The sequence below is a fragment of the Hornefia butyriciproducens genome (assembly GCF_009695915.1).
Lineage (GTDB): Bacteria > Bacillota > Clostridia > Peptostreptococcales > Anaerovoracaceae > Aminicella > Aminicella butyriciproducens.
This window is the reverse complement of sequence record NZ_VUMZ01000001.1, coordinates 285,410-308,603: the sequence shown is the minus strand read 5'-3', so window position 1 is coordinate 308,603 and position 23,194 is coordinate 285,410. Positions and strand designations below refer to the sequence as shown.

General features: G+C 53.0%; 20 protein-coding genes. 10 read left to right on the top strand and 10 right to left on the bottom strand.

What is annotated here, in order from left to right; all coding sequences use genetic code 11:
- Window positions 1-105 precede the first annotated feature (105 nt).
- The 5 genes from FYJ64_RS01375 (at window position 106) to FYJ64_RS01355 (ending at window position 5,690) form a co-directional block, all read left to right on the top strand.
- Complete coding sequence (locus tag FYJ64_RS01375; protein WP_154573452.1) at window positions 106-1,839, top strand: M20/M25/M40 family metallo-hydrolase; 1,734 nt, start codon at window positions 106-108, stop codon at window positions 1,837-1,839.
- Window positions 1,796-3,268, top strand: a complete 1,473-nt coding sequence (locus FYJ64_RS01370; RefSeq protein WP_235897069.1) for an amino acid permease — start codon at window positions 1,796-1,798, stop codon at window positions 3,266-3,268. The genes FYJ64_RS01375 and FYJ64_RS01370 overlap by 44 nt, the downstream gene beginning before the upstream one ends.
- A 354-nt stretch (window positions 3,269-3,622) precedes the next feature.
- The gene (locus tag FYJ64_RS01365; protein ID WP_235897068.1) at window positions 3,623-4,312 is read left to right on the top strand and encodes a transposase; all 690 of its coding nucleotides are present in this window, start codon (window positions 3,623-3,625) and stop codon (window positions 4,310-4,312) included.
- 373 nt (window positions 4,313-4,685) lie between these two features.
- Complete coding sequence (locus FYJ64_RS01360; RefSeq protein ID WP_154573451.1) at window positions 4,686-5,351, top strand: hypothetical protein; 666 nt, start codon at window positions 4,686-4,688, stop codon at window positions 5,349-5,351.
- An 81-nt stretch (window positions 5,352-5,432) separates the two neighbouring features.
- The gene (locus FYJ64_RS01355) at window positions 5,433-5,690 is read left to right on the top strand and encodes a hypothetical protein (protein WP_154573450.1); all 258 of its coding nucleotides are present in this window, start codon (window positions 5,433-5,435) and stop codon (window positions 5,688-5,690) included.
- Window positions 5,691-5,799: 109 nt separating this feature from the next.
- On the opposite strand, the gene gap is transcribed toward FYJ64_RS01355, so the two are convergent.
- The 6 genes from gap to FYJ64_RS01325 all read right to left on the bottom strand — a co-directional run bounded on the left by gap (window position 5,800) and on the right by FYJ64_RS01325 (window position 12,570).
- Complete coding sequence (gene gap / locus FYJ64_RS01350) at window positions 5,800-6,819, bottom strand: type I glyceraldehyde-3-phosphate dehydrogenase (RefSeq protein WP_154573449.1); 1,020 nt, start codon at window positions 6,817-6,819, stop codon at window positions 5,800-5,802.
- On the bottom strand, window positions 6,816-8,537 hold the full coding sequence (gene ptsP, locus FYJ64_RS01345) for a phosphoenolpyruvate--protein phosphotransferase (protein WP_154573448.1): 1,722 nt from the start codon (window positions 8,535-8,537) through the stop codon (window positions 6,816-6,818). Before ptsP ends, gap begins: the two co-directional genes overlap by 4 nt.
- A gap of 34 nt (window positions 8,538-8,571) precedes the next feature.
- Window positions 8,572-8,838, bottom strand: a complete 267-nt coding sequence (locus tag FYJ64_RS01340; RefSeq protein ID WP_075714652.1) for an HPr family phosphocarrier protein — start codon at window positions 8,836-8,838, stop codon at window positions 8,572-8,574.
- Window positions 8,839-8,926: 88 nt separating this feature from the next.
- Window positions 8,927-10,891, bottom strand: a complete 1,965-nt coding sequence (locus tag FYJ64_RS01335; protein ID WP_154573447.1) for a PTS fructose transporter subunit IIABC — start codon at window positions 10,889-10,891, stop codon at window positions 8,927-8,929.
- A 30-nt stretch (window positions 10,892-10,921) separates the two neighbouring features.
- Complete coding sequence (locus FYJ64_RS01330; protein WP_154573446.1) at window positions 10,922-11,815, bottom strand: 1-phosphofructokinase family hexose kinase; 894 nt, start codon at window positions 11,813-11,815, stop codon at window positions 10,922-10,924.
- Entirely contained in the window at window positions 11,812-12,570 is a 759-nt protein-coding gene (locus tag FYJ64_RS01325) for a DeoR/GlpR family DNA-binding transcription regulator (protein ID WP_154573445.1), read from the bottom strand. The genes FYJ64_RS01330 and FYJ64_RS01325 overlap by 4 nt, the downstream gene beginning before the upstream one ends.
- A gap of 226 nt (window positions 12,571-12,796) precedes the next feature.
- Between FYJ64_RS01325 and FYJ64_RS01320 the strand changes: the two genes are divergently transcribed.
- From FYJ64_RS01320 to FYJ64_RS01305, 4 genes are all read left to right on the top strand, one after another.
- The gene (locus tag FYJ64_RS01320) at window positions 12,797-13,585 is read left to right on the top strand and encodes an SDR family NAD(P)-dependent oxidoreductase (RefSeq protein ID WP_154573444.1); all 789 of its coding nucleotides are present in this window, start codon (window positions 12,797-12,799) and stop codon (window positions 13,583-13,585) included.
- 58 nt (window positions 13,586-13,643) lie between these two features.
- Entirely contained in the window at window positions 13,644-15,446 is a 1,803-nt protein-coding gene (locus FYJ64_RS01315; protein ID WP_154573443.1) for an FtsW/RodA/SpoVE family cell cycle protein, read from the top strand.
- Window positions 15,443-16,786, top strand: a complete 1,344-nt coding sequence (locus tag FYJ64_RS01310) for a penicillin-binding transpeptidase domain-containing protein (RefSeq protein WP_154573442.1) — start codon at window positions 15,443-15,445, stop codon at window positions 16,784-16,786. The genes FYJ64_RS01315 and FYJ64_RS01310 overlap by 4 nt, the downstream gene beginning before the upstream one ends.
- Window positions 16,787-16,850: 64 nt before the next feature.
- The gene (locus FYJ64_RS01305) at window positions 16,851-18,017 is read left to right on the top strand and encodes a hypothetical protein (protein WP_154573441.1); all 1,167 of its coding nucleotides are present in this window, start codon (window positions 16,851-16,853) and stop codon (window positions 18,015-18,017) included.
- 135 nt (window positions 18,018-18,152) lie between these two features.
- On the opposite strand, the gene cytX is transcribed toward FYJ64_RS01305, so the two are convergent.
- From cytX to thiM, 4 genes are all read right to left on the bottom strand, one after another.
- The gene (gene cytX, locus FYJ64_RS01300) at window positions 18,153-19,355 is read right to left on the bottom strand and encodes a putative hydroxymethylpyrimidine transporter CytX (protein ID WP_407717607.1); all 1,203 of its coding nucleotides are present in this window, start codon (window positions 19,353-19,355) and stop codon (window positions 18,153-18,155) included.
- Complete coding sequence (gene thiD / locus FYJ64_RS01295; RefSeq protein ID WP_154573439.1) at window positions 19,355-20,152, bottom strand: bifunctional hydroxymethylpyrimidine kinase/phosphomethylpyrimidine kinase; 798 nt, start codon at window positions 20,150-20,152, stop codon at window positions 19,355-19,357. Before thiD ends, cytX begins: the two co-directional genes overlap by 1 nt.
- Before the next feature lie 106 nt (window positions 20,153-20,258).
- On the bottom strand, window positions 20,259-20,900 hold the full coding sequence (gene thiE / locus FYJ64_RS01290) for a thiamine phosphate synthase (protein ID WP_154573438.1): 642 nt from the start codon (window positions 20,898-20,900) through the stop codon (window positions 20,259-20,261).
- Window positions 20,887-21,708, bottom strand: a complete 822-nt coding sequence (gene thiM / locus FYJ64_RS01285) for a hydroxyethylthiazole kinase (protein WP_154573437.1) — start codon at window positions 21,706-21,708, stop codon at window positions 20,887-20,889. Before thiM ends, thiE begins: the two co-directional genes overlap by 14 nt.
- A gap of 306 nt (window positions 21,709-22,014) precedes the next feature.
- Between thiM and FYJ64_RS01280 the strand changes: the two genes are divergently transcribed.
- The gene (locus tag FYJ64_RS01280; protein WP_154573436.1) at window positions 22,015-23,157 is read left to right on the top strand and encodes a 3'-5' exoribonuclease YhaM family protein; all 1,143 of its coding nucleotides are present in this window, start codon (window positions 22,015-22,017) and stop codon (window positions 23,155-23,157) included.
- The last annotated feature ends 37 nt before the right edge of the window (window positions 23,158-23,194 follow it).

The following is a 23,194-nucleotide window of genomic DNA, read 5'->3' as shown; positions in this document are numbered from 1 at the left end:
TAATATCTATGTGCTCTTCAATGGAAATAAATGGCATCGCAAGAATGGACAGTTGATTCTGAACTTATCGTGAGCATAGTAGAATAATTCAAGGAGGTTGAACCGATGAACCAGTCAGGAATTCTGAACGGAATTGAAGATGAAATCAAGCCGTTTCTATACAAGTACATTCAGGCCAGAAGTCTGACCTATACGCCGGCGGAGAGAGACGCGGAACGGTTTCTGATGGAGGAGCTCGGCGCGGATCCGTATTTTCAGGCTCATCCGGAATATTTCGGAACCTGTGAAATAGAGGGAGACCCTTTTCAGCGCAGGGTGAGTTACGCCATGGTGAGAGGCCAGGGAAACGATGCGGTGGTCTTTGTTCATCACAATGATGTAGTTGACGTGGAGGATTATAAGCTTCTGAAGGAATACGCATTTTCTCCGGATGAGCTGGAGAAGGAACTGGCGGGAATCCGGGAATCTCTGCCGGAGGATGCCGGGAGGGATCTGGAATCGGGCGAGTGGCTGTTCGGGCGGGGCGGCTGCGATATGAAGGGCGGCGGAGCAATTCAGTTTTCTCTGCTTCGGAGATACGCGCAGCTTCCGGATTTCCGCGGGAATGTCATTGTGATTGCGGTGCCGGATGAGGAAAATCTTTCCGCGGGCATGCGCCGCGCCGTGCAGCTTCTGGCGGAACTGAAGGATCGGTATGGATTCAACTACAAAATCATGTTCAATTCCGAGCCGCATCAGCGGAAGAATCCTGACGTGGGAATTATTTCAGAGGGCTCGGTGGGAAAGCTCCTGCCGTTCGTGTATGTCCGCGGCTATCTGTCACATATCGGAAAAGTCTACGAGGGTCTGAACCCGGTCAGCCTCTTGAGTGAAATTGTGAGACGGACGGAGCTGAATGTGGATTTTTCGGACGTTGTGGGCAATGAATGTGCACCGCCGCCCACCTGGCTGTACATGAAGGACAGCAAGAAACACTACGACGTGTCAATGCCGCTTTCTGCTTCCGGGTGCTTCAGCGTTCTGACGCTGGATCAGTCGCCGCAGAGCCTTCTGAACAAAGTGAAATCTGTCTGTGAGGAGGCGTTTGAATGTGTAGTCGCAGACATGAACGACAGTTATCGGCGATTCTGCGAGACGGCGGAACCGGTGGCGTCGGAGCTTCCCTGGAAGAGCAGGGTGGAAGATTTCGATACTCTGCTTCGGGAGGCTGCGGAAGCTTATGGCGACCGCTTCCGGGAAGCGTACGAAAGAAAAAGAAAAGACGCTCTGGCGCGGGTCGCTTCCGGAGAAACGGATCTGATAGAATGTAATTTTGAAATCGTGGATTTCGTTTTTGAGTACATTGATGATTTTTCTCCAAGAGTGATCTACGGACTGATTCCGCCTTACTATCCGAATGTATCCAATGTATTTTTCGAGGGGCTGGAGCCCTCTGTGGCAGACCTTTACGAAAAACTGGATCAGTTTGCGGCAGAGAACTTCCGGCAGCATTATGAGAGAGAATATTTCTATACGGGAATCTGTGATCTGTCCTTTACGAGTATCCGCGGCGGAGCGGATATCCGGAAGGCACTGGAGCGGTCGATGCCGCTTCTGGGAGAATACTTCGATCTGCCCATCGAAGCCATTGAGAAAATATCCATGCCCTGCATGAACATCGGTCCGTGGGGGAAGGATTTTCACAAGATGACCGAGAGGGTGTACAAAGAGGATCTGTATGAGAGAACTCCGATGCTGCTGAATCGGGCAGTGGAACTGATTCTGAACGGAGGGCAGCCGCTGAAAGGAGTCTTAAATGGACAAGGGAAAAAAGACGACTGCAATATCAATGCAGGATGAAAGTCAATTACAGCGGAAATTGAAACCGAGACAGATGAACATGATTGCGATTGGCGGAGCAATCGGTACAGGTTTATTTGTTGCGACGGGATCTTCGATAAGCTCTGCCGGTCCCGGCGGTAGCATGGTGGCTTATGCCGCTATAGGGATTGCGGTATATTTTGTAATGATGGCACTTGGCGAGATGGCCACTTATCGTCCGGTACCGGGGGCTTTTGAAACCTATTGTACGGATTATGTTGACAAATCGTTTGGATTTGCAATGGGGTGGAATTACTGGTACTGCAGTGCAATGACAGTAGCGACAGAACTGGTGGCATCTGCGATTGTAATGAAATACTGGTTTCCAAACAGTTCATCAATCATGTGGAGCGCAATATTTATTGCGATATTGCTGGGATTAAATTTGTTCTCGGCAGGTATCTTTGGCGAAGCAGAGTTCTGGTTTGCCGGAATCAAGGTTGTCACAATCATTATCTTTCTGGTTATCGGTGTGCTGATGATTTTCGGGATTTTTCATTCTGATACTGTCGGTTTTGAGAACTGGACGATAAAAGATGCTCCTTTTGTGGGAGGAATGGCAGGAATGTTCAGCGTTTTCATGACTGCGGGATTTTCCTTTATTGGCGTTGAAGCGACTGCTATCGCTGCAGGCGAGGCAGTAGATCCGGAGAAGACAGTACCGAAAGCAATAAACAGTGTCTTCTGGCGTATTCTGATTTTCTATATCGGCGCGATATTTGTCGTAGCTACGTTAATCAGTTATACAGATCCCAATCTATTGAATGCAGATATAGATAATGTTGCTATCAGTCCTTTTACAATTGTTTTCCGAAAGGCGGGACTGGCAGCTGCAGCTTCACTGATGAATGCTGTCATACTGACATCGATTCTGTCGTGTGGAAATTCGACAATTTATTCCGGCAGCCGGTTGCTGTATTCTATGGCAGTATCCGGGAAGGCACCGAAATTGCTGGGAAAAGTCACTTCACACGGTGTTCCGGTTTTCGCGGTGCTGTTTACCGGACTGGTTGCATGTCTCTGTTTCCTGACATCGCTGAATTCTGACAGCCAGGTATATACATGGTTATATAACGCAACGGGCCTTACCGGATTTCTTACCTGGCTTGGAATCTGTATCTGTCATCTGCGATTCAGGAAGGGTCTGAAGGCTCAGGGGCACAATCCGAAAGAATTGAAGTATCAGGCAAAATTGTATCCGGCAGGAACCTGGTACGCAATAATAATCTGCACTGTTGTGATTCTGGGTCAAGGTTATTATGCGTTTACCGACAGTGGTATTGACTGGTATGGCTTTTTAGTCGCTTATATCGGTCTGCCGATTTTTGTAGCTTTGTTCTTAATACATAAGCTCGTGAAAAAAACGCGATTCGTTTCACCTGATGAAATGAATTTCAGGAGGGAATGAATATTCCGGATGTATAGCAGACAGTCCGGCTTATCGGATGCGATTGTCTGATGATACGGGAGGCTTTAACGGCTTCCCTTTTTCTTATGTCAGGAAATCAGAACTTGTCGGTGTTATGTATGAAAAAAATAAATCTCCCCAATATTTTTGTCCCCTTTTTAGTATTCTGTGCGTTTATATGTATGAGAGGGTAAAATTAGCACAGATCATTTGAATTTTATAGTGGTGGTGAGATGCGCAAGAGGAGCGCTTTATATCGGGAAGAAATAAAAATTCTTAAAATAATGTCACATTTTCGTAACTTTTGAGGTTTATATATATGAAGGCATATTTTCGGGAGACGATTAGAAGCTGATGCTGAAGAAGATCAAGCAGCAGATACTGTCATTCGTACTCAGGAAGGGGAAACGCTTTGAAGGTGGGAAAACCTACTGGACGATAGCACATGTAAAGTGGTTCAGGAATATGGAACTGGAAGGTCTGGACAAAGAAACACTGTCAGAATATCTGATCACTTACGAGTATCTCGTAGACAAGATCAAGAGGTTTGACGAACGGATCGAGGAATTAGCCGGTAAGGAAAAATACAACGAAAAAGTGAAAAATATGAGTTGCCTGCTTGGGATAAAGACACATACGGCATTGTCAATGCTCGTGGAGGTCGGAGACTTCGAGAGGTTTGAAAAAGCACCGATGCTTGCAGCGTTTCTGGGGCTGGTACCCGAAGAGAACACGACTTCGGACAGTGTGAACCGACTAAGTATTACGAAAGCAGGGAACAGTCACTTGCGGCGATTGCTTGTAGAGGCAGCACAGAACTATACGAGGGGAACAATAGGACATAAATCCGTAGTTCTGAAAGAACGGCAGAAAAACTGCTCCCCGGAAGTAGTTGCATACGCAGATAAAGCCAATGAGAGACTGCGCAGGAAGTTCTACCGGATGACATTACAGAAAAACATAAACAGAAATGTCGCAGCCACGGCAGTGGCAAGAGAACTAGCCTGCTTCATTTGGGGCATGAACACAGGCAACATCAACTAAAACAACGCTGGGTACAGAGGCAGAGCCTTGGAGCACTTTAAGGTCCGAATTATTTCCGGCTCACCTCTGTTGACATTATATAATTCATATATTTTGATTCACGCTAGGAGACGGCAAGATTCACGGCGGACCATTGACCTGTTGGTAACCAATCCACGAATAACAGAGTGGCCAAGGCTGGGGACTGTTAGATCTGAGGTTCTGCCTCTGTACCCGGCGTTAAAACTAAAGAAAGGGAAATGTGGTGATCTCACGAAAACACTTGACAGGAGGTCACTTCATAACAGGTGAGATTATATGACATAGTGAAGAAACAGTATTTTGTAGATTTGGGTAGAAATATTAAATGCAGTATTGATTTTGGAGGTTCGAAATGTATAGAGAAAAAAGGCAGTTGATGCTTGTGATGATAATTAGCGTATGTTTAATATTTTCAACTTCAGGAATATTTGCAGGCACAGCAACTATAAACGAAGTAGGGAAAGAAAAAAATGTTGAGGTAAAGTCTTTGTCTAGTAATAAAATATTAGTTACAGAGTCTGGAATGGAAACAGTGTTGAAAGTTACACAAACTGCAAATGAACTACGAGTAGATTGTGTAAACGTAGATACAAACGAACAGTATTATTTTGTTAAAAATTTAATAGATAATACTGTTTATTCGAGTATTACAGGTGAAATAATCCATATCGAAAACGGTGAAGAATCAAGGAGTGTTAATCAAGTAATGCTATCTAAGGCAAGTGGGACATGGAGTAAAAAAGTTAGTTACAAAACAATGGCAAAAGCCTTAGGCACTGTGACTACATATGCTGCATTAATAGCATGGGCCATGGTTTTTGTAGGGTTTTCAGCAATTGCTGCAAATGCAGCATCTGCCGTTGCGTATTTGATGCAGATGATAAATGACTATTTACCAAAAAAATACTCTAAACATGGATTGAAATTTACCATGCGGCATAAGAAAATAAAAAAACACCAAGGTGGCGGTGTTATTTATGTTACAATAAGCGAAGCATGTGGCTGTACTACTTACTAATCAAACCACAATAATGCTGGCTGCGCATCAAACAACGCGCATTAGGGAGAGAACATCAATAGTTTCTGAAAGGAATCTTGAATGGACAAGGGAAAAACCAGGTGGATGGTAAAAACAGGAATCCTTATTTTCGGACTGCTTCTATATAATCTGGCAGACAAAGGCAGCCGGGGATTTCTGATAGCAGGATTATTCTGTTTTGCGGTTGCTGTAACGTTATTTACGGAAGACTGCATTGATGACATCAGACATCAGAAAAAGAGGAGCATGATATGGGATATCCTTTTCGTAATCCTGCCGGCGTTCCTGCTTGTTTCGGGAGGACTCTCTCTGCTTTGAGGAGCAGGATGAAGAAAAAATAAAAATCTCAGGCAATATCTGTGAGCAGCACCCGCAGTATTTGCCTGAGTTTTTGTTTTGATTAATGTCCGGTGATGACCGGCGGCTGTTATTTCAGAGTCGCCATGTAATCCAGAGTTCTGATCAGCTGGCTTACGTAGGACATTTCGTTGTCGTACCAGGAGACGACTCTTACCTCGTAGATATGGGTTCCGCATTTCTGAGCGAGGGTCTGGGTCGCATCGAACAGGGAGCCGTAGCTCATGCCGATGGTGTCGCTGGAAACGATTTCATCCTCAGTGTAGCCGAAGGAATCATTGGAAGCGGCTTTCATGGCCTCGTTGATGCCTTCCACGGATACGCTGTCGGTCATGTCCTTCAGAGTTGCGTCCAGGATGGTGATGGATCCGCTGGGAACCGGAACTCTCTGTGCGGAGCCGATCAGTTTGCCGTCCAGTTCGGGGATGACCAGACCGATCGCCTTGGCGGCGCCGGAGCTTGTCGGTACGATGTTCTGCGCGCCGGCTCTGGATCTTCTCAGATTGCCTTTTCTCTGCGGTCCGTCCAGAATCATCTGATCGCCGGTGTAGGCGTGAATCGTGGTCATGAATCCTGTTCTGACCTCTCTGTACTGGTTCAGAGCCTTCGCCATCGGCGCCAGGCAGTTCGTGGTGCAGGAGGCACCGGAAACGATGTTGTCTTCCGGGGTCAGAGTCTCATGATTGGTACCGAATACGATCGTCGGAATATCGTTTCCGGCAGGAGCAGAGATCAAGACCTTCTTTGCGCCGGCGTCAATGTGAGCCTGAGCCTTGGCCTTGGAGGTGTAGAAGCCTGTGCATTCCAGAACGATATCGACATTCAGATCCTTCCAGGGCAGGTTCTTCGCGTCAGCTTCCTTGTAAATTGTAATCTTCCTGCCGTCCACGGTGATGGAATCGTCGTCATACTCGACGGTGTGTCCGTGATAACCGCCCTGAACGGTGTCGTACTTCAGCAGATAAGCCAGCATTTCCGGCTTGGTCAGATCGTTGATCGCGACGACTTCGAAGCTGTCGTCCGCCCATACCTTACGAAATGCGAGTCTGCCGATACGTCCGAAACCATTAATTGCTAATCTGATACTCATCTTGAGATCCTCCTTTTTACTTTATCCTTAAGATAGCGTTTTATATTGGCGGCGCTGTCTCTTGCGAGAGCGTGCCTTGCGATGTGATCCGCTTCGACTCTGGTCCACAAAGACATGTTGTAGCGGGTGCTGAGCACCTTTTCGTGGCTGACGCTGAATTCATCCAGCCCGAAGGCCAGAAGAACCGGAATCAGCGCCGGATCCGATGCCGCTTCGCCGCACATGCCCACCGGGATGCCCGCGTTGTGGGCGCAGGAGCAGATGCGTTTGATGCTGCGGAGTACCGCGGGATCATACGCCGTATAGAGGTCGGCGACCTGACTGTTTCCCCGGTCCGCGCACATGGTGTACCCGGTCAGATCGTTGGTTCCGATACTGAAGAAGTCCACCTCGGCGGCCAGTCTGTCCGCCATCATACAGGCGGCCGGAGTCTCGACCATAATCCCGATGGGGGTGTCCGGGTTGAAGTGCTTCCCTTCCCGGGTCAGATCCTCGATGCACCGGTCGCGGAGCTTTTTAACTTCACGAACCTCTTCCACGCGGGTGATCATTGGTATCATAATACGAAGATTTCCGTATGCGCTAGCACGAAGCAGTGCTCTGAGCTGTGCCTGGAACAGGTCGTGATTGTTCAGGCAGAAGCGTATTGCCCGGTACCCGAGGAAGGGATTGTCCTCTTTGGGAAGGTTCAGATACGGAATCTCTTTGTCGCCGCCGATGTCCAGCGTGCGGATGATGACCGGCTTGTCCCCGAAGGTCTGAACCACCTTTTTGTACGCCTCGTACTGCTCTTCCTCCAGCGGTGCGGAGGGACGGTTCATATAGAGGAATTCCGTCCGCAGAAGGCCGACGCCCTCCGCATCGTCGTCTTTAGCGATTACGCCGTCCGCCGGCGTTCCGATGTTGGCGACGATTTCCCGGAGTTCCCCGTCACCGGTGACAGAAGGTTTACCCCGGAAGGCCTCAAGGCGCAGCTTCATTTCCTGAAATTCCTCGGCCTTTTTCGTGTACTTCTCAATCTCCTCGTCGGTGGGAGAGAGAATAACCGAGCCCTCTGTGCCGTCCACGATGACCGTGTCGCCGTCGTGAACGCTGTCCAGAAGATTTTGTACGCTCAGCACCGCCGGGATCTCCAGCGCCCTGGACAGGATTGCGGAGTGCGAGGTATAGCCGCCGCTGGCGGTGACGATGCCGGCCACGGAATCCTTTGTGATCCCCACCGTCATAGAGGGAGTGAGATCCTCTGTGACGATGACGGTACCCGCCGGAACCTTGGCCAGATCCACATCCTCGATACCCTGAAGGTGCATGATCAGACGCGTCTTGATGTCAGCAATGTCCGTTGCCCGTTCCATAGTCAGCTGGTCGCCGGTCGCCCGAAACATTTCGATGACCGAGTTCAGGATCCGGTCTGTCGCGGATTCCGCGTTGAGTCCTTTGCGGATCTCGTCCGTGATCTGCTGAAGCACAAAGGGGTCGCGGATTAGCTGAATGTGTCCGCGGAGGATTCCCGCCTCTTTTTCGGAGGCCGCCTGCTCCAGTTCCGCTGCCATCGTTTCAGTATCCGCGCAGAAGCCTTCGAGCGCGTCGTTGAAACGGGCGACTTCCTGTTCAGTATCCTCCGGTGCGGCAGTCGAGATTTCTTTCGGCGTTGTAATGACGACCCGTACTGTTCCGATGCCGATTCCTTCGGATGCTGCGATTCCTTTCAAAATCATAATTTCACCTGCGTTTCTGTTACCGTGCTGCGGTTTACTCTTCCCCCAGACCGGATTCGATCATGGAGACGGCTTCATCCAGCGCCGCCTGCTCGTCCTCGCCGCTGCAGACGACTTCGATTTCGCTGCCGAACTTGATGCACGCCGCGATGAGATTCATCAGACTTTTGCCGTTGACGGTCAGGCCGTTGAAATTAATCGTGACGTCGGATTTGTACTTTGCCATCGCGTTGACAAAGACTGTCGCGGGGCGCATGTGGAAGCCCTGGGAATTAGTTACCTTGAGTTGCTTGCTTACCATAGTGATTTCTCCTTATATTTATATATATAAACTTTCAGTTACCAAATATGATTCCGGATACAAAATATGATTCGGTGAGGACGCCGCGTCAGGCGGCTTCCTCAGTCTGCTTCGCCGGCACGGACTGGGTCTGTTTCTTCTTAAGAAGGGCCAGCATCAGCATCCCGGCGACAGCGCCTGCGGCCAGAGCGATCAGGTAGCCGCCGACATTTCCCACTACCGGGAATACGAAGATTCCGCCATGCGGGGCGCGAAGGGTGCATCCGAACGCCATGGAAAGAGCGCCGGCCAGTCCCGATCCCACAACGCAGGAGGGGATGACGCGAAGCGGATCCGCAGCTGCATAGGGGATGGCGCCTTCAGTGATGAAGCACAGCCCCATGATGTAGTTCACCGGTCCGGATTTCAGTTCGTTGGGAGTCCATCTGTTTTTGAAGAAGGTAGTTGCCAGCGCGATTGCGATGGGCGGAACCATGCCTCCGATCATCACGGCTGCCATGATATTGAAGTCGCCTGTTGTCAGAGCGGCGGTGCCGAACACATATGCAGCTTTGTTGAAGGGACCGCCCATATCGATGGCCATCATGCCTGCGACGATAATCCCGAGAATGATCTGACTTGTGCCTCCCATGGATTTCAGACCGTGGGTCATAGCGGTGTTCAGCGCTCCAACGGCCGGATTGACCGCGCACATGAACGCGCCCATCAATATGATTCCGAAGAGGGGCAGGATGAGAATCGGCAGCATATTCTCGATCGCTCTGGGCAGGAATGCGAATATTTTTTTGAGCAGGAGCACGATGTATCCGCCGGCGAAGCCTGCCAGAAGCGCTCCGAGAAATCCGGAGACAGCCGCCGCCTGACCGGCCGGGTCAGCGAAGGTACTGCCGACTGTTGCGATATACCCTCCGACGAAGCCGACTGCGAGGCCGGGTCTGTCAGCGATGCTCATGGAGATGAATCCCGCGAGAACAGGGAGCATGAAACTGAACGCGTATCCGCCGACGGTCTTGAAGAAGGCCGCCGCAGCGGTGTAGGTTCCGAAATCGCTGTTTCTGGGGGCCCCGGCGATGGTATCGATCAGGAACGCCAGCGCAATCATGATTCCGCCGCCGATGACGAACGGAAGCATATAGGACACGCCGTTCATCAGATCCTTGTAAATTTTTCTTCCGATGGATTCTCCTTCGGAAGCACCTGAGGAATCCTCCTCCGCGCCGCCCTGATGATGGTAGATCGGAGCCTCGCCGTTCAGAATGCGGCTGATCAGCTCCTCGGGCTTGTTAATGCCGTCCGCAACCTTCGTGATGACGACCGGTTTGCCGTCGAAACGGGCCATTTTCACATTTTTATCTGCGGCGACGATGATGCCGTCCGCTTCTGCTATTTCCTCCGGCGTCAGGACATTCTTCGCGCCGCCGGAGCCGTTGGTTTCCGCCTTCAGCCAGATCCCCATCTTTTCGCCCTGCTGCTCCAGCGCCTCCGCGGCCATATAGGTATGTGCGATGCCGGTTGGGCAGGCGGTCACGGCCAGGATTTTGTGTGTCGCAGCGGAGGGGGCTTCCTCTGCGGGAGCGGCTTCCGTCTCGTCCGGGAATTTCGCGGTCTCCGCGTCATCGATGGCCTGCAGGAATTCTTCCGGCGTATCGGCCGCCAGGAGCTTTGCCCGCAGATCCAGATCCATCAGGAGCATCATCAGACGGGAGAGCACCTCCAGATGGAGATCCCCATCCATAGGTGCTGCGATCATGAAGAGAAGATTGGACGGCTTTCCGTCCGGGGCGCCGTATTCAATGCCCTGATCCACAGTCATGGCAGTGAGTCCGGGCGTCTTTACGGCCGGGCTTTTGCAGTGAGGAATGGCGATTCCCTCGCCGACGGCAGTCGTGCTTTCCTCTTCCCGTGCCAGGATACCTTTGGTGTACTCTTTTTTGTCGGAGAGGTTCCCCGCCTGATCATGAAGCTCGATCAGCGTGCGGATCGCCTCCTGTTTCTCTGTGATGTCTGCGTGGAGAAGAATGGATTGGGGTTTCAGAAGATCTTTTGTACGCATTTCAACATTTCCTTTCTCAGAGACAAACTCTTACTGCTCCAGCTCCGACAGACAGGCCTCTATACTGTCCCGGTCAGCCAGCCCCGGAGTGAAGGCGGTCGCAGATCCCGCGGCCCCGCCGAGGTTCAGAGCGTGTTGATAGTTCTGCGTGGTGCTGTAGCCTGCAATGAATCCCGCGACCATTGAATCGCCGGATCCGACGGTATTTATCGCACTGCCTGAGGGGACGCCGCACCGGTAGATGCGGCCGTCCTCTGCCAGCAGCATGGCTCCCTCTCTGCCGAGGGAGATGATGACGTTGCGGGCGCCCATGGCGTGCAGCCTTTCGGCGCCCTCGAGAGGAGTTATTTCACCGAACAGGTCGATGAGTTCGTCCCGGTTCGGTTTTATGAGGAAGGGGCGGTGCTTCAGCGTACTCAGAAGCAGTTCCCCGTTTGTATCAACCACCGGCAGAGCGCCTTGCATCTCAGCTGTTGAGAGAAGGCGGTCGTAGGTATCTGCCGGCAAGCCATTCGGAATGGAACCGGAAATCACCAGGATGTCTCCCTTGCGCATTTTGGTTAACTTATCAATGAGGAGTAAAAAGTCTTTTTCTTCGGGAATGGCACCCTGCCCATTGATTTCCGTTTCCTGAGTTGATTTTATCTTTACGTTGATTCTGGTAATCCCTGTACCCAGATGAACAAAGTCGGTTGCGATGTTCTGATCGTGCAGCCCCTTTTCCAGCGCTTCGCCTGTGAATCCGGCGACAAAGCCCAGTGCGACGCTTGACACCCCCAGGTGCTGCAGCATGACGGAGACGTTTATCCCCTTGCCTCCGAAGTAATATTCCTCCTGCCGGGAGCGGTTTGTGGCTCCCATAACCATGCTGTCCAGATGAACGATATAATCGATTGCGGGACTGATGGTAACAGTGTAGATCATGCTTCTACCTCCTTGATTACGGTGATGTTCCGGTAAATCTCGTTTGGCAGACGGTCTGTGACGATGCACGCGCAGTTAAGCTTGCCGAAGGAGACAGACGAAACATTGTCAAATTTACTGCTGTCACAAAGCACGTAGGTGATGTAGCTGTGCCGGATGGCCTGAGCTTTAATCCGGGCCTCGTCCATCTCCGGCGTTGTAAAGCCCCGGGAGGGATCGACTCCGTTCGTCCCCATAAAGCACTTGGTGAAGTTGCAGTTGTCAATGTATTCCATAGCGCCCGCGCCGACGATGGCTTCAGTGGTGGCTTTCAGAACTCCTCCGGGAAGGAATACCCGGAAGCCTCTTTCCACCAGACGTCTGGCGTGCATGATGCCGTTGGTGACAAAGTACACGCTGCCGGTCAGCGAGGAATCTATATAAGGGATGATCCGCTCGGTCGTGGTTCCTGCATCGATGTAGACGAAATCATTTTCGTTAATCTGCGTCGCTGCGTACCGGGCGATGGCATCCTTGGCTGCTGTGTTTCTGGATTCTCTGGTGAGCACATCTGATTCAATGGTGTTAACGGAGGGCTCAAGTGCCACAGCACCGCCGAAGACCTTTCGGAGTTTTCCGCTCTCGTCCAGCTCGCGGATATCGCGGCGGACAGTGGACTGGCTGGTATGAAGCTGCTCTGCTAATGTGTTCACCTTGACGGCTCCCTTTTCGGCAAGCTCTTTCAGTATAAAAGCAAAGCGTTCTTCCTGCAGCATCCTGACCCTCCTTTGTCACGTGAGAATTTTCAATCAATTTTCTTTACACCTATATACTACCACAAATTCAATCAAAGTCAAGCATAAATGTTCAAAATATGTCAAAAAATAATAAAAAATTGAGCAAAAACTTCCAAGGGGCGTATTGGACAGCGTGCCGGCGCGCGGTGACAGCGCACGGTAAGTTAGTGTGGAATTTTTTGCCAACCTGTGATAGAATATTTTTATGAGTAATGATATCAATAGGAAGAAAACCGCGCTGGTCGCCGGAGGATCCCGGGGAATCGGGGCGGCGACGGTGAGGGGTCTGGCGGCCGGTGGCTGCGAGACCGTGTTTCTGTATAAGGAAAGCTGTGCCGCGGCCGGGGCTCTTGCGCTGGAGGCCGGAGCCGAGGGAAACATCCTGCCCGTCCGCTGCGATATCGCGGATCATGATGCGGTAAAGACCGCTGTCAGGGAGGCGGGAAGAGAACTCTCCCGCAGGCTGGCAGCGTCGGAAAACAGAAGCTTCGGAGGAGACTTCGATATTGTAGTCTGCAATGCCGGAGTGAGCCTGACTGGCCTGTTTCCGGATATGACGGACGAACAGTGGGAACTTCTGCGGGGTGTCAATCTCGACGGTGCGGTTCACGTGCTGCGTGAGGTTCTTCCTCCGATGATCAGCGCCCACAAGGGGAGTATTGTCCTCGTATCATCAATGTGGGGGAGAACCGGAGCCTCCTGTGAGGCGGGATACTCTGCAACAAAGGCCGCACTGGCGGGGCTGGGGAAAAGCCTCGCAAAGGAGCTGGGTCCTTCGGGAATACGGGTCAACTGTGTGGCTCCCGGCGTCATCGATACGGATATGAACCGCGGACTGTCACAGGAGGACATTGAAATGCTCCGGGAGGAAACTCCGCTGGGAAGAACAGGACGTCCGGAGGAGGTCGCGGACCTGATTCTGTTCCTCGCGTCGGAAAGGGCGTCCTTCATAACCGGACAGGTCATCGGCGTCGACGGAGGTTTTGTGATATAGATACTGTGACACAGATTTGTGACTTAAATATGACAGAAAATGATTACGGAGATTATGTATGGAGATTATACTGGGAATCTTAAAAGGAATAGGCGGGTTCTTCGCCGGAATCCCGCAGGCGATAGCCGATGTGTTCACGCTGACCAGTAATGTGGGACAGATCTACACGGCCTTCGCGCGCTGGATATTTATTCTGCTCGCCCTATTTATTCTTCTGACGTCGATCCGTTCCTTGCTGAAAAGCCGGAATCCGTCTGAAGTTTGGGCGTATCTGAATATCGGAGATTATATGAATGTTCCTTTGCGGCACTGGGAGAATGTGATCGGACGCGCCAGAAGCTGCGACATTCAGATCGATGATATGAGTGTGTCCCGCAATCACGGGACGCTGACCCGCGACAACAGCGGCGTCTGGAAGTATATGGATCTCGGGTCGAAAAACGGCGCGAGTGTGAACGGCAGGCGTGTCCGGCCCAATGCGGAGGTACAGCTGAAGGCCGGCGACCGGCTGCAGCTGGGTGGCGCGGTCTGTACTTTGTTCCCCATCAGCATCGAGGAGCGGCGCAACAACATCCAGTTCCGTCAGGAGGATACGGTGGTGGCGTCACCGTGGCCGTCGCTTGTGGCGCTTACGGTGTTTCAGATCATGACAGTGATTCAGCTGATGATCGGGCTGGGAGAGAAGTACAACGCGCAGATAACCATATCCTTTCTGGGAATCTGTGTTCTGATGTGGATATATGTTTTATTCCTTCGGGGAATGAAACGTCGGGGATTCGAGATGGAAACCATCGCGTTCTTCCTGTCCACGCTTTCTCTGGCGGTGACGGCCACCTGTCTGCCGAATCAGGTGTTCAAGCAGTTTATAACGGTTGTGATGGGCGTCGTCCTGTTCTTCTTCATGTGCACATGGCTTCGGGATCTGCCCCGCACTATTGCACTGAAGAAGGTGATGTATGTGGCGGCGGTGCTGCTGCTGCTGTTTAATGTATTTTTCGGGACGACAAAGAACGGTGCGTCGAACTGGGTGCAGCTGGGCGGTCTTACTATCCAGCCATCTGAAATTGTCAAGCTTGCCTTCATCTGGGTAGGCGCGGCGTCGCTGGACGAACTGTTCAGACGGAGGAATACACTGTATTTCACCATATTTGCCGTATTCTGCTTCGGATGTCTCGCGGCAATGAGTGATTTCGGTACAGCGATGATCTTCTTCGTCATTTTCCTGATTATCTCCTTCCTCCGAAGCGGGGATTTCACCAAGCTCATCGTGATTCTGGGCGTGACCTTCGCCGGGGGCCTGATGATTCTGAAATTCGCTTCCGCTTCCTATGTGGCCAGCCGGTTCGCGGTCTGGGGCCACGCGTGGGATCCGGAGTTCATAAGCAATACCGGCTTTCAGATGACGCGGGCTATGACCGCGGCGGCCAGCGGCGGTTTCGTCGGACTGGGCGCCGGTGAAGGATGGCTGAACGGGATTATCGCTTCGGAGACGGACCTGGTATTCTGCGTCGTAACAGAAGAGTGGGGACTGCTCATCGCACTTTTGGCGGTGGCGGCCATCGTGACGCTTTCAGTCTTTGCGTATCGTTCGATTCTGGCCGGCCGATCCACATATTATACGATCGCGGCCTGTTCCGCCATGGCGATTTTCCTGATGCAGACCAGTCTGAACGTGCTGGGCTCGGTAAACCTGTTGCCGCTGACCGGCGTGGCGTTCCCGTTCCTGTCAACCGGCGGAACCTCTATGATCGCTTCTTGGGGACTTCTGGCCTTCCTGAAGGCGGCGGACACCAGACAGAACGCCAGTATTGCAGTGAGTCTCAAGGACAAAGGACTGGGAGAGGAGGTCGACGAGATATGAAAAAGCTGGAGCATCGTGCAATTATATGTCTCCTGATCGCCGCTGTGCTGGTGATCGGCGTCGGGATTTTCGTCTTTCGTTTTGTAACACAGGGAGCGGACTGGGCAACATATGCCTATAACAGTCATATCTTTGCCAACGGGGAACTGATCTCCGGCAGCCTTTACGATGTGAACGGAACACTTCTGGTCGGAAACAAGGACGGTAAAGCGGCCTGGCTGAAGGATGCGACGGCGCGGAGAGCAGTCGCCCATGCGGTGGGGGATTCCAGAGGGAACGTGGCCACGGGAGCGCTGTCCGCCTATCAGGACAAAATGATCGGATATAACATCGTGACCGGAACCTACTCGATTACAGGAAAGGGAAACGATATCACCTTGACGGTGAACAAGGATATAAGCAAAACCGCCTATAACGCGCTGGCCGGGAGGAAAGGCTGCGTGGGAGTATATAACTACAAAACCGGAGAAATTCTGTGCATGGTGAGTACGCCGTCCTTCGACCCGAAGAACCCGCCGTCAGCCGCAAAGGCTGCCTCAGGTACCTTTGTGAACAAATTCCTACGGGGAACCATGACGCCCGGCTCCATATTCAAGCTGGTCACCTCCGCGGCGGTCATCGAAAACTACGATGATTACCAGAACTGGTCTTATACGTGTACAGGAAGCCGGACGATCGGCGGACAGAAGGTCACCTGTACTCAGGCGCACGGTCGGGAAAATTTCTCTCAGGCGCTGGCGAATTCCTGTAACTGCGCATTTTCTGTTCTGACGCAGAAGGTGGGTGCATCGGTGATGAAAGATTATGTGAAAAAGACAGGACTGACGGAGGCTTATGACATCGACGGTATAACGAATGCGCGGGGCACGTTCAAGTTCCCGGCGTATGAACCTCTGTCTCTCGCCTGGGCCGGAATCGGGCAGTGGAAGGATCAGCTGAACCCCTGTTCCATGCTGGTGTATCTCAGTGCGATAGCGGGAGACGGTCACGGTGTAGAGCCGCGTTTCATCCACACATCGGGCAGTGAAGGGAAGACTACTGATCAGATGATTGACGCATCCACCGCCTCAATACTGCGCAGGATGATGCGGAACAATGTGACGAGCAACTATGGGCAGGCCAATTATCCGGGACTTGAGATTTATGCCAAGTCCGGAACGGCTGAGGTCGGAACCGCCAATTCGACAGCCTGGTTCTGCGGCTTTATCCGGAACGAGGGGTATCCGTACGCATTCATCGTCTGCGTTGAAAACGGAGGCTACGGAAGTGCTGTGGCCGGTCCCGTGGCGAATACGGTAATGCAGAAGGTGGTGAGCACGGAATCAGCCAGAACGCAATAGTCCGAAAGGACAGATTCTGCGGCGGGGAAAACGCCGCGGAAGGTCGTACAGAAAGGAGAAAGGTATGGAGAATCAGAGAACGTATAATTTGAGGGGGCTGCTGCTTGTCTTTTGGGGGATGCTGCTGGAATTTCTGATCTGCGGAATCGGAGGCGCAGTCAGCTCCGTTGTTTCAAACACTATGGGAGAGGGGATTTCATCAGGGAATCTGGCCACATTAATTCTGGTGATCGCCGTCCTGGTTTTCACTCTGATGATTATCGCGGGACTCAGCAGGGTCAAGAGTTATTCGGACAAGTTCCGAAAGGCGAGAAATTATTATATCTGGAATATTCTGCTGGCGCTTCTGGCAGGCGCGGTCGTGTTCGTCGGCGCATTCCTGATCCTCGGTTCGATGGATGATAACGGCAATACCACGATGCCGAAGGAAACAGGGCTGGTCATTGTCACTGTCGCAGTCGTTTTGTCGGTGATTTCCGCTGTCATCCACATCCTCTGCATCAAGAATCTGATGGGCGGCTGTGCGCAGATCGCCATGGCTCATGAAGAAAAAAAATATTCCAGAAAATGCACCCGCACATGGGTGGAATATGTGGTTCTGACGGCAGCTGCCGTTGTCCTGGGTCTCATGGCGCTGATCTCCGGGGGGAAAGGGCTGATTCAGTCCATCAGTGAACACGGCGGTACGATCCGGAACATTTCTGATATGGCCGGGAATATGGATAACGCACTGATTCTTATAGGCGGGGCGATCCTCTGCATGATCCTTCTGGTTGTCGTGTACATCGGTGCGATTGCGAGAGTGCATGGCACATACAGCCGGTTCAGTAAAATTCCGCTTCCGGGACAGGAACCGGAAGAGACTGAGGTCGCTGCGGGGTTGACAGAACAGTCCGCGACCGGCGGAACAGTTACGCCTGCGCCCGCCGCGCCTGCAAGACCTGCGGCATCGGCCGGAACCGTCGCTCCTGCGCAGAGACCGGCGCAGCCACGGCAGGAACAAAGACCGGCGCAGCCGCGGAAGGGACAGAGACCGGCGCAGCCGCGGCAGGGACAGAGACCGGCGCAGCCGCAGCAGGGACAGAGACCGGCGCAGCCGCGGCAGGGGCAGAGACCGGCGCAGCCGCAGCAGGGACAGAGACCGGCGCAGCCGCAGAAAGGATCCGGGAAAGGAAGTCTGCCGGATCTGCCGGACATTCCGGATATTTCAGACGGAGAGGATGGAAAATAAATTGTGAAAAGCGGATGGGGGAATGATGACCTGCACATCCGCAGAAACAGTTCAAAAAAAGCAGAGCCGCATCCTGCTGCCTCCCGGGAGGGAGGCGGTGATACGGTTCTGCCTTTTTCTATGTCTGCATTGTGTCTACATTGCGTCCCGGCTTTGTTCTCCACGGGAACCCCGGCGTGCAGCAGCCAGTCTGCCTGCGATGACGGCGATAACAGTGGTGACAAGCATATCCGGCAGGGTATTGCCGCAGATCAGATCCTTTGTCATCAGGAAACGATACAGAAGGAAGCCGATGAGCCAGATGGCCAGATTCCGCCAGTTAAACGCCGTGCTGCCTGAATCGGCGTGAAGAATAAAGTAATCAGCGATCATGACAGCAATCATCGGCGCGAATACCGATCCGATTAAATAGAGGAAGGACGTGATGTCATCCATAGGGAAGAGGATGGCACACACTGTACCGACGACGGCGACGATGACAGCACAGATTTTTCCATTGATTTCAGAGCGGATGGACACCGCGGAAATTCCGGCAGAGTACGCGTCCATGAAGGTCGTGGTGACGGTGGAAAAAACGATAATCAGCAGACCGGCGACGCCCAGTCCCGCCTTCAGCATGATCTGAGAAATATCATAGGTTCCGGTGAAAATCGCCGCACCCATTCCGATCAGGTACATCCAGCAGCTTACCAGCCCGTAGGTCACGGCGCTTCCCAGCGTTGCAGCGAAGGGTTTTTCGGCCTCGCGGGTATAATCGCTGATAAGAGGAAGCCAGGAGAGGGGCATGGCTACAGCGAGCTCCACTGCTGCACCGAACGTGATTCCGTCCGAGATGGAGTATCGGCTGCTGCCGCCGCTGAAGAAGATGACCTTGCAGAGAACAAGAGTCAGAATAAACAGCGCCGTCATTGTAATTACGTTGATTTTTCCCAGATTTGTAATACCGATGAACAGCCACAGACAGATCAGGGCGCCGATAATCAGGCACCAGACCCAGGCGCCGGTTTTCAGCACGGCATTCGCCGACAGCGCGCCGTCATAAATCATAATCGCAGTCCATCCCACCAGCTGCAGGACGTTCAGAATCGCGAACAGCAGGCCGCCCCGGGCGCCGAAGCTCATCTTTGTGGTCTCCATCGCGCTGCGCCGCGTCCGCGCACCGATGTACCCCGCCAGAAACAGCAGAACGCACCCGATCAGATGTCCGGTCAGAATCGCTGCGATTCCGCGGGTCATGCCCAGAGGCGCAAAATAGGTTCCGGTCAGAATCTCGGCGATGGACACGCCGGCTCCAAACCAGATCAGTCCGTTTTCAAATATTGTAGTTCTCCGTTCCATCAATACTCTCCCTTCACTGCAAAGGCGTGATCCATCGGCCCGGATCCCTTCCCGAGATCCAGCATGGCCGACAGCGCGCCGGAAATATACCGTTTGGCGGCAGCCACAGACTCTGTCAGATCCCGGCCTTTCGCCAGGTTTGCGGCGATTGCGCTGGACAGAGTGCACCCGGTGCCGTGCGTGTTGGGATTGTCGATGCGTTTTCCGGGGAACCATTCCGCTCCCTCTGCTCCATACAAAAGATCATTGGCGGCGTTCACGTCATGCCCGCCCTTGAGCAGTACGCAGCAGCCGAATTTTTCATAAATCAGGCGGGCCGCCGATTCCATTTCTGACGCATTCCGAATCTGTCCTCCTGACAGAACCTCCGCCTCCGGAATATTCGGCGTGATGACCGTCGCGAGCGGCAGAAGCCGCGCACACAGCGTTTCAATGGCATCGTCTGAAATCAGGCGTGCCCCGCTGGTGGCCACCATTACAGGGTCCACGACAATATTGCGGGCCTCGTACCTCGTCAGCCGGTCCGCGATAACCTCGATAAGATTTGATGCGGAAACCATACCGACCTTGACGGCGTCGGGGTAGATGTCCGTGAAAACGGCGTCCAGCTCCTTCGCCAGGAATTCCGGTGTGACGTTCATGATGTCGGTTACGCCGGTGGTATTCTGGGCGGTAAGCGCCGTGACAGCGCAGGTCGCGAAGACGCCGTTTACGGTCATGGTCTTCAGATCCGCCTGGATCCCGGCGCCTCCGCCGGAGTCCGATCCGGCGATTGTTAATGCGGTTTTTTTCTTCATTACGATTCTCCTTGCATTAATTTTATTGCGCGACGGAAAGTGGTGCCCCCGATCCGCCGCGTGGTATTAACTTGTTTATCTCTGCCTTAGCAGCGAATCATCTGATTCAGCGGCTGACCATTTCGGAGACAGCCGCCTTCAGCCGTTTAGTGGCAGATTCGATCTCCGGCTGCCCGAAAATTGCGCTGATTACGGCAACACCGCAGATTCCGGAGCCGGCCAGTTCCATGACGTTCTGCTCGGTGATTCCGCCGATCGCGATGACAGGAATAGTGACGGCTTCACAGATTTTCCGGAGTGTTTCACGGGTAACCGGCCTGGCGTCATCCTTGGAGCCGGTGGGAAAAACCGCTCCCACTCCGAGATAATCAGCGCCCCGCTGTTCGGCCGCAACCGCTTCCTCCACAGTGCACGCCGATACGCCCAGAATCCTGTCCGGACCGATTAACGCCCGCACATCGCCGGCCTCCATATCGCTCTGTCCCACGTGAATTCCGTCCGCGTCAACTTCCATGGCGAGTGAGACATCGTCGTCCAGAACAAAGGGAACGCGGTAGGCTCTGCACAGATCGCGGATCTCCAGAGCTTCTTTCCGGAATGCGTCGTGCTCCATATTTTTTTCCCGAAGCTGCACAAAGGTCACGCCGCCCCTGAGTGCGGCCTCAACCTGCTGGCGCAGGGTTTCCCGTCCGGTCCAGTGGCGGTCCGTCACTGCATAAAGCAGCAGATTTTCCTTATCGGATTTCATATTTCGCACCTTCTTCCAGCTGCTGTCCGTCCATATTACAGATTGCGTCGATGATGCGGTTACGGTAGGTGGAATTTCCGTCGTCCTCCTGCATCCGGCTCCATCCGATTTCACCGGCAAGTCCCATGGCACATACCGCTGCGGCTGTCGCCTCCAGAGGCGTCTGCGGGTTCGCAGCGAGGAACGCTGCAGTGATGCCCGAAAGCTGACAGCCTGTGCCGGTGATACGGCTCATTTCAGGACGTCCGTTGCGGATGACGAAGCAGCGTTTTCCATCGCTGACCAGGTCGATAGCCCCGGTGACGGCAATGATGCAGCCCGTTTCCGCAGCAATGCTCCGCACAAAATCCACGCCCTCGTCGACGTTGTGCTCTGTAATAGCGTCTGCGATGTCTGCATCCACTCCCCGAGTAGTACCTGAGCCTGTGGCGATGGTCCGGATTTCCGAGATGTTCCCCCGGATCACGTCGAATCTGATTTTGTTCATAAGGCCCCTGGCGGTTTCGGTGCGAAGCCTGCTTGCGCCTGCGCCCACCGGATCCAGAAGGATTTTGTGCCCGAGTTCTCTGGCCCGTCTGCCTGCCGCGTACATGGCCTCGATGCTCCGTCGGTTCAGCGTGCCGATGTTGATGTTCAGAGCGCCGCAGATAGAGGTGATATCCTCCACGTCCTCCGGCTCATCGCTCATGATGGGACTCGCCCCGCACGCCAGAATCGCGTTGGCAACATCATTTACAGTAACGTAATTGGTGATGTTGTGTACGAGGACTGATCCCGCTCTGAGATTGTCAAACTGTTCTTTTAACATAATGCTTCCTTCCTGCGACAAAAACCGGGCCTTCTGCGGCCCGGTGAAGTCCCTTTTGTTTCCCTACGTTGGCATTATCCAAATCAGGTTACGGGTCAAAGCTGCCGCTTACTCTCAGCCTGCCTGTGCAAGCTCCCCTTGTGGTTGGTACAATCCCATTATACACGGAAATTTCAAATGTGCAAGGGGCGGTATAGCGTATGAAACGGATTTATGATATAATATCCTCGTGCGGAAACGCGGCTGCCGATGTTTCGGAGACAGCCGCGCCGCCTAAGTTATTTCAGCAGATGACGGAGACCGAAATTGAAACAATTCTACGTAAATAAACTGAAAAAAGACATGGAGATCATGGATTTCTTCATGGTCCGGATGATCGGAATCAAGGTCGGATCGAATGGAAAGCAGTACCTTGATATCACGCTGGGAGACAAGACGGGCGAGGTTCACTCCAAGAAGTGGGATGTCAGCGAGGCGGAGGCGCCATCTCTGAATGCCATAAAGGAGGGAGATCTGGTCAAGGTCAAGGCGACGGTGACGGAGTGGCAGAATCAGACACAGCTGCGGATCATGCGGATCCGGAAGGCCGTGCCTCAGGACGGCTGTGAGATCGCCGACTATATCAAAGCTGCGCCGGAACGTCCGGAGGAGATGTATGATTATATTTATAACGTGGCAGATGCCATGGCGGATCCGGATCTGCGCAGACTCTGCACCCGGGTGCTGAAGGATAACCGGGAGAGAATCATGTACTATCCGGCGGCCACCCGCAACCACCACGCAGAGTATGCGGGGCTTCTGTTCCATATGAAGAGGATGCTCATGACAGGGCTCAGGGTCTGCGAGGTTTATACGGATCTGGATCGCGATCTTGTGGCGGCAGGCGTTATCGTTCACGATATACAGAAGCTCTTCGAGATTGAATCCGATCACAACGGCGTTTCGCCGGGATATTCATTTGAGGGACAGTTGCTGGGACATATCGTGATGGGTGTCAAATATCTTGACGAGCTGACCGGGGAACTCGGATTTCCGAGGGAAAAGGCTCTGATGCTTGAACACATGGTTTTGTCCCATCATTACGAGCCGGAGTACGGAAGTCCCAAGAAACCTTTGTTTCCGGAGGCGGAGGTGCTTCACTATCTGGATATTCTGGATGCACGGCTTTTCGATATGTTCGACGCACTGGCTCCCGCGGAGCCCGGAACCTTTTCCGACCGTGTCTGGACACTGGATAACCGCAGGCTGTACAAGCCTTCCACGGCGCCGCGGTCGGAGGAAACGGAGAGCGGGGAATCCACAGTAGCGGGGAATCCGGAGACCGGACAGGGAAAAGCGCATCCGGGAAGTGGCGTAACCCGTCCAAAGGCGTCGAGGGAGCGAATGGAGGATCGGGATACTGCGATCGGCAGAGCGCTGAAGGCGGCGCAGACGGAAATGAAACTGTAAAACCGGTGTCTGTAAGGGTAGGACAGGCAGCGGTCAG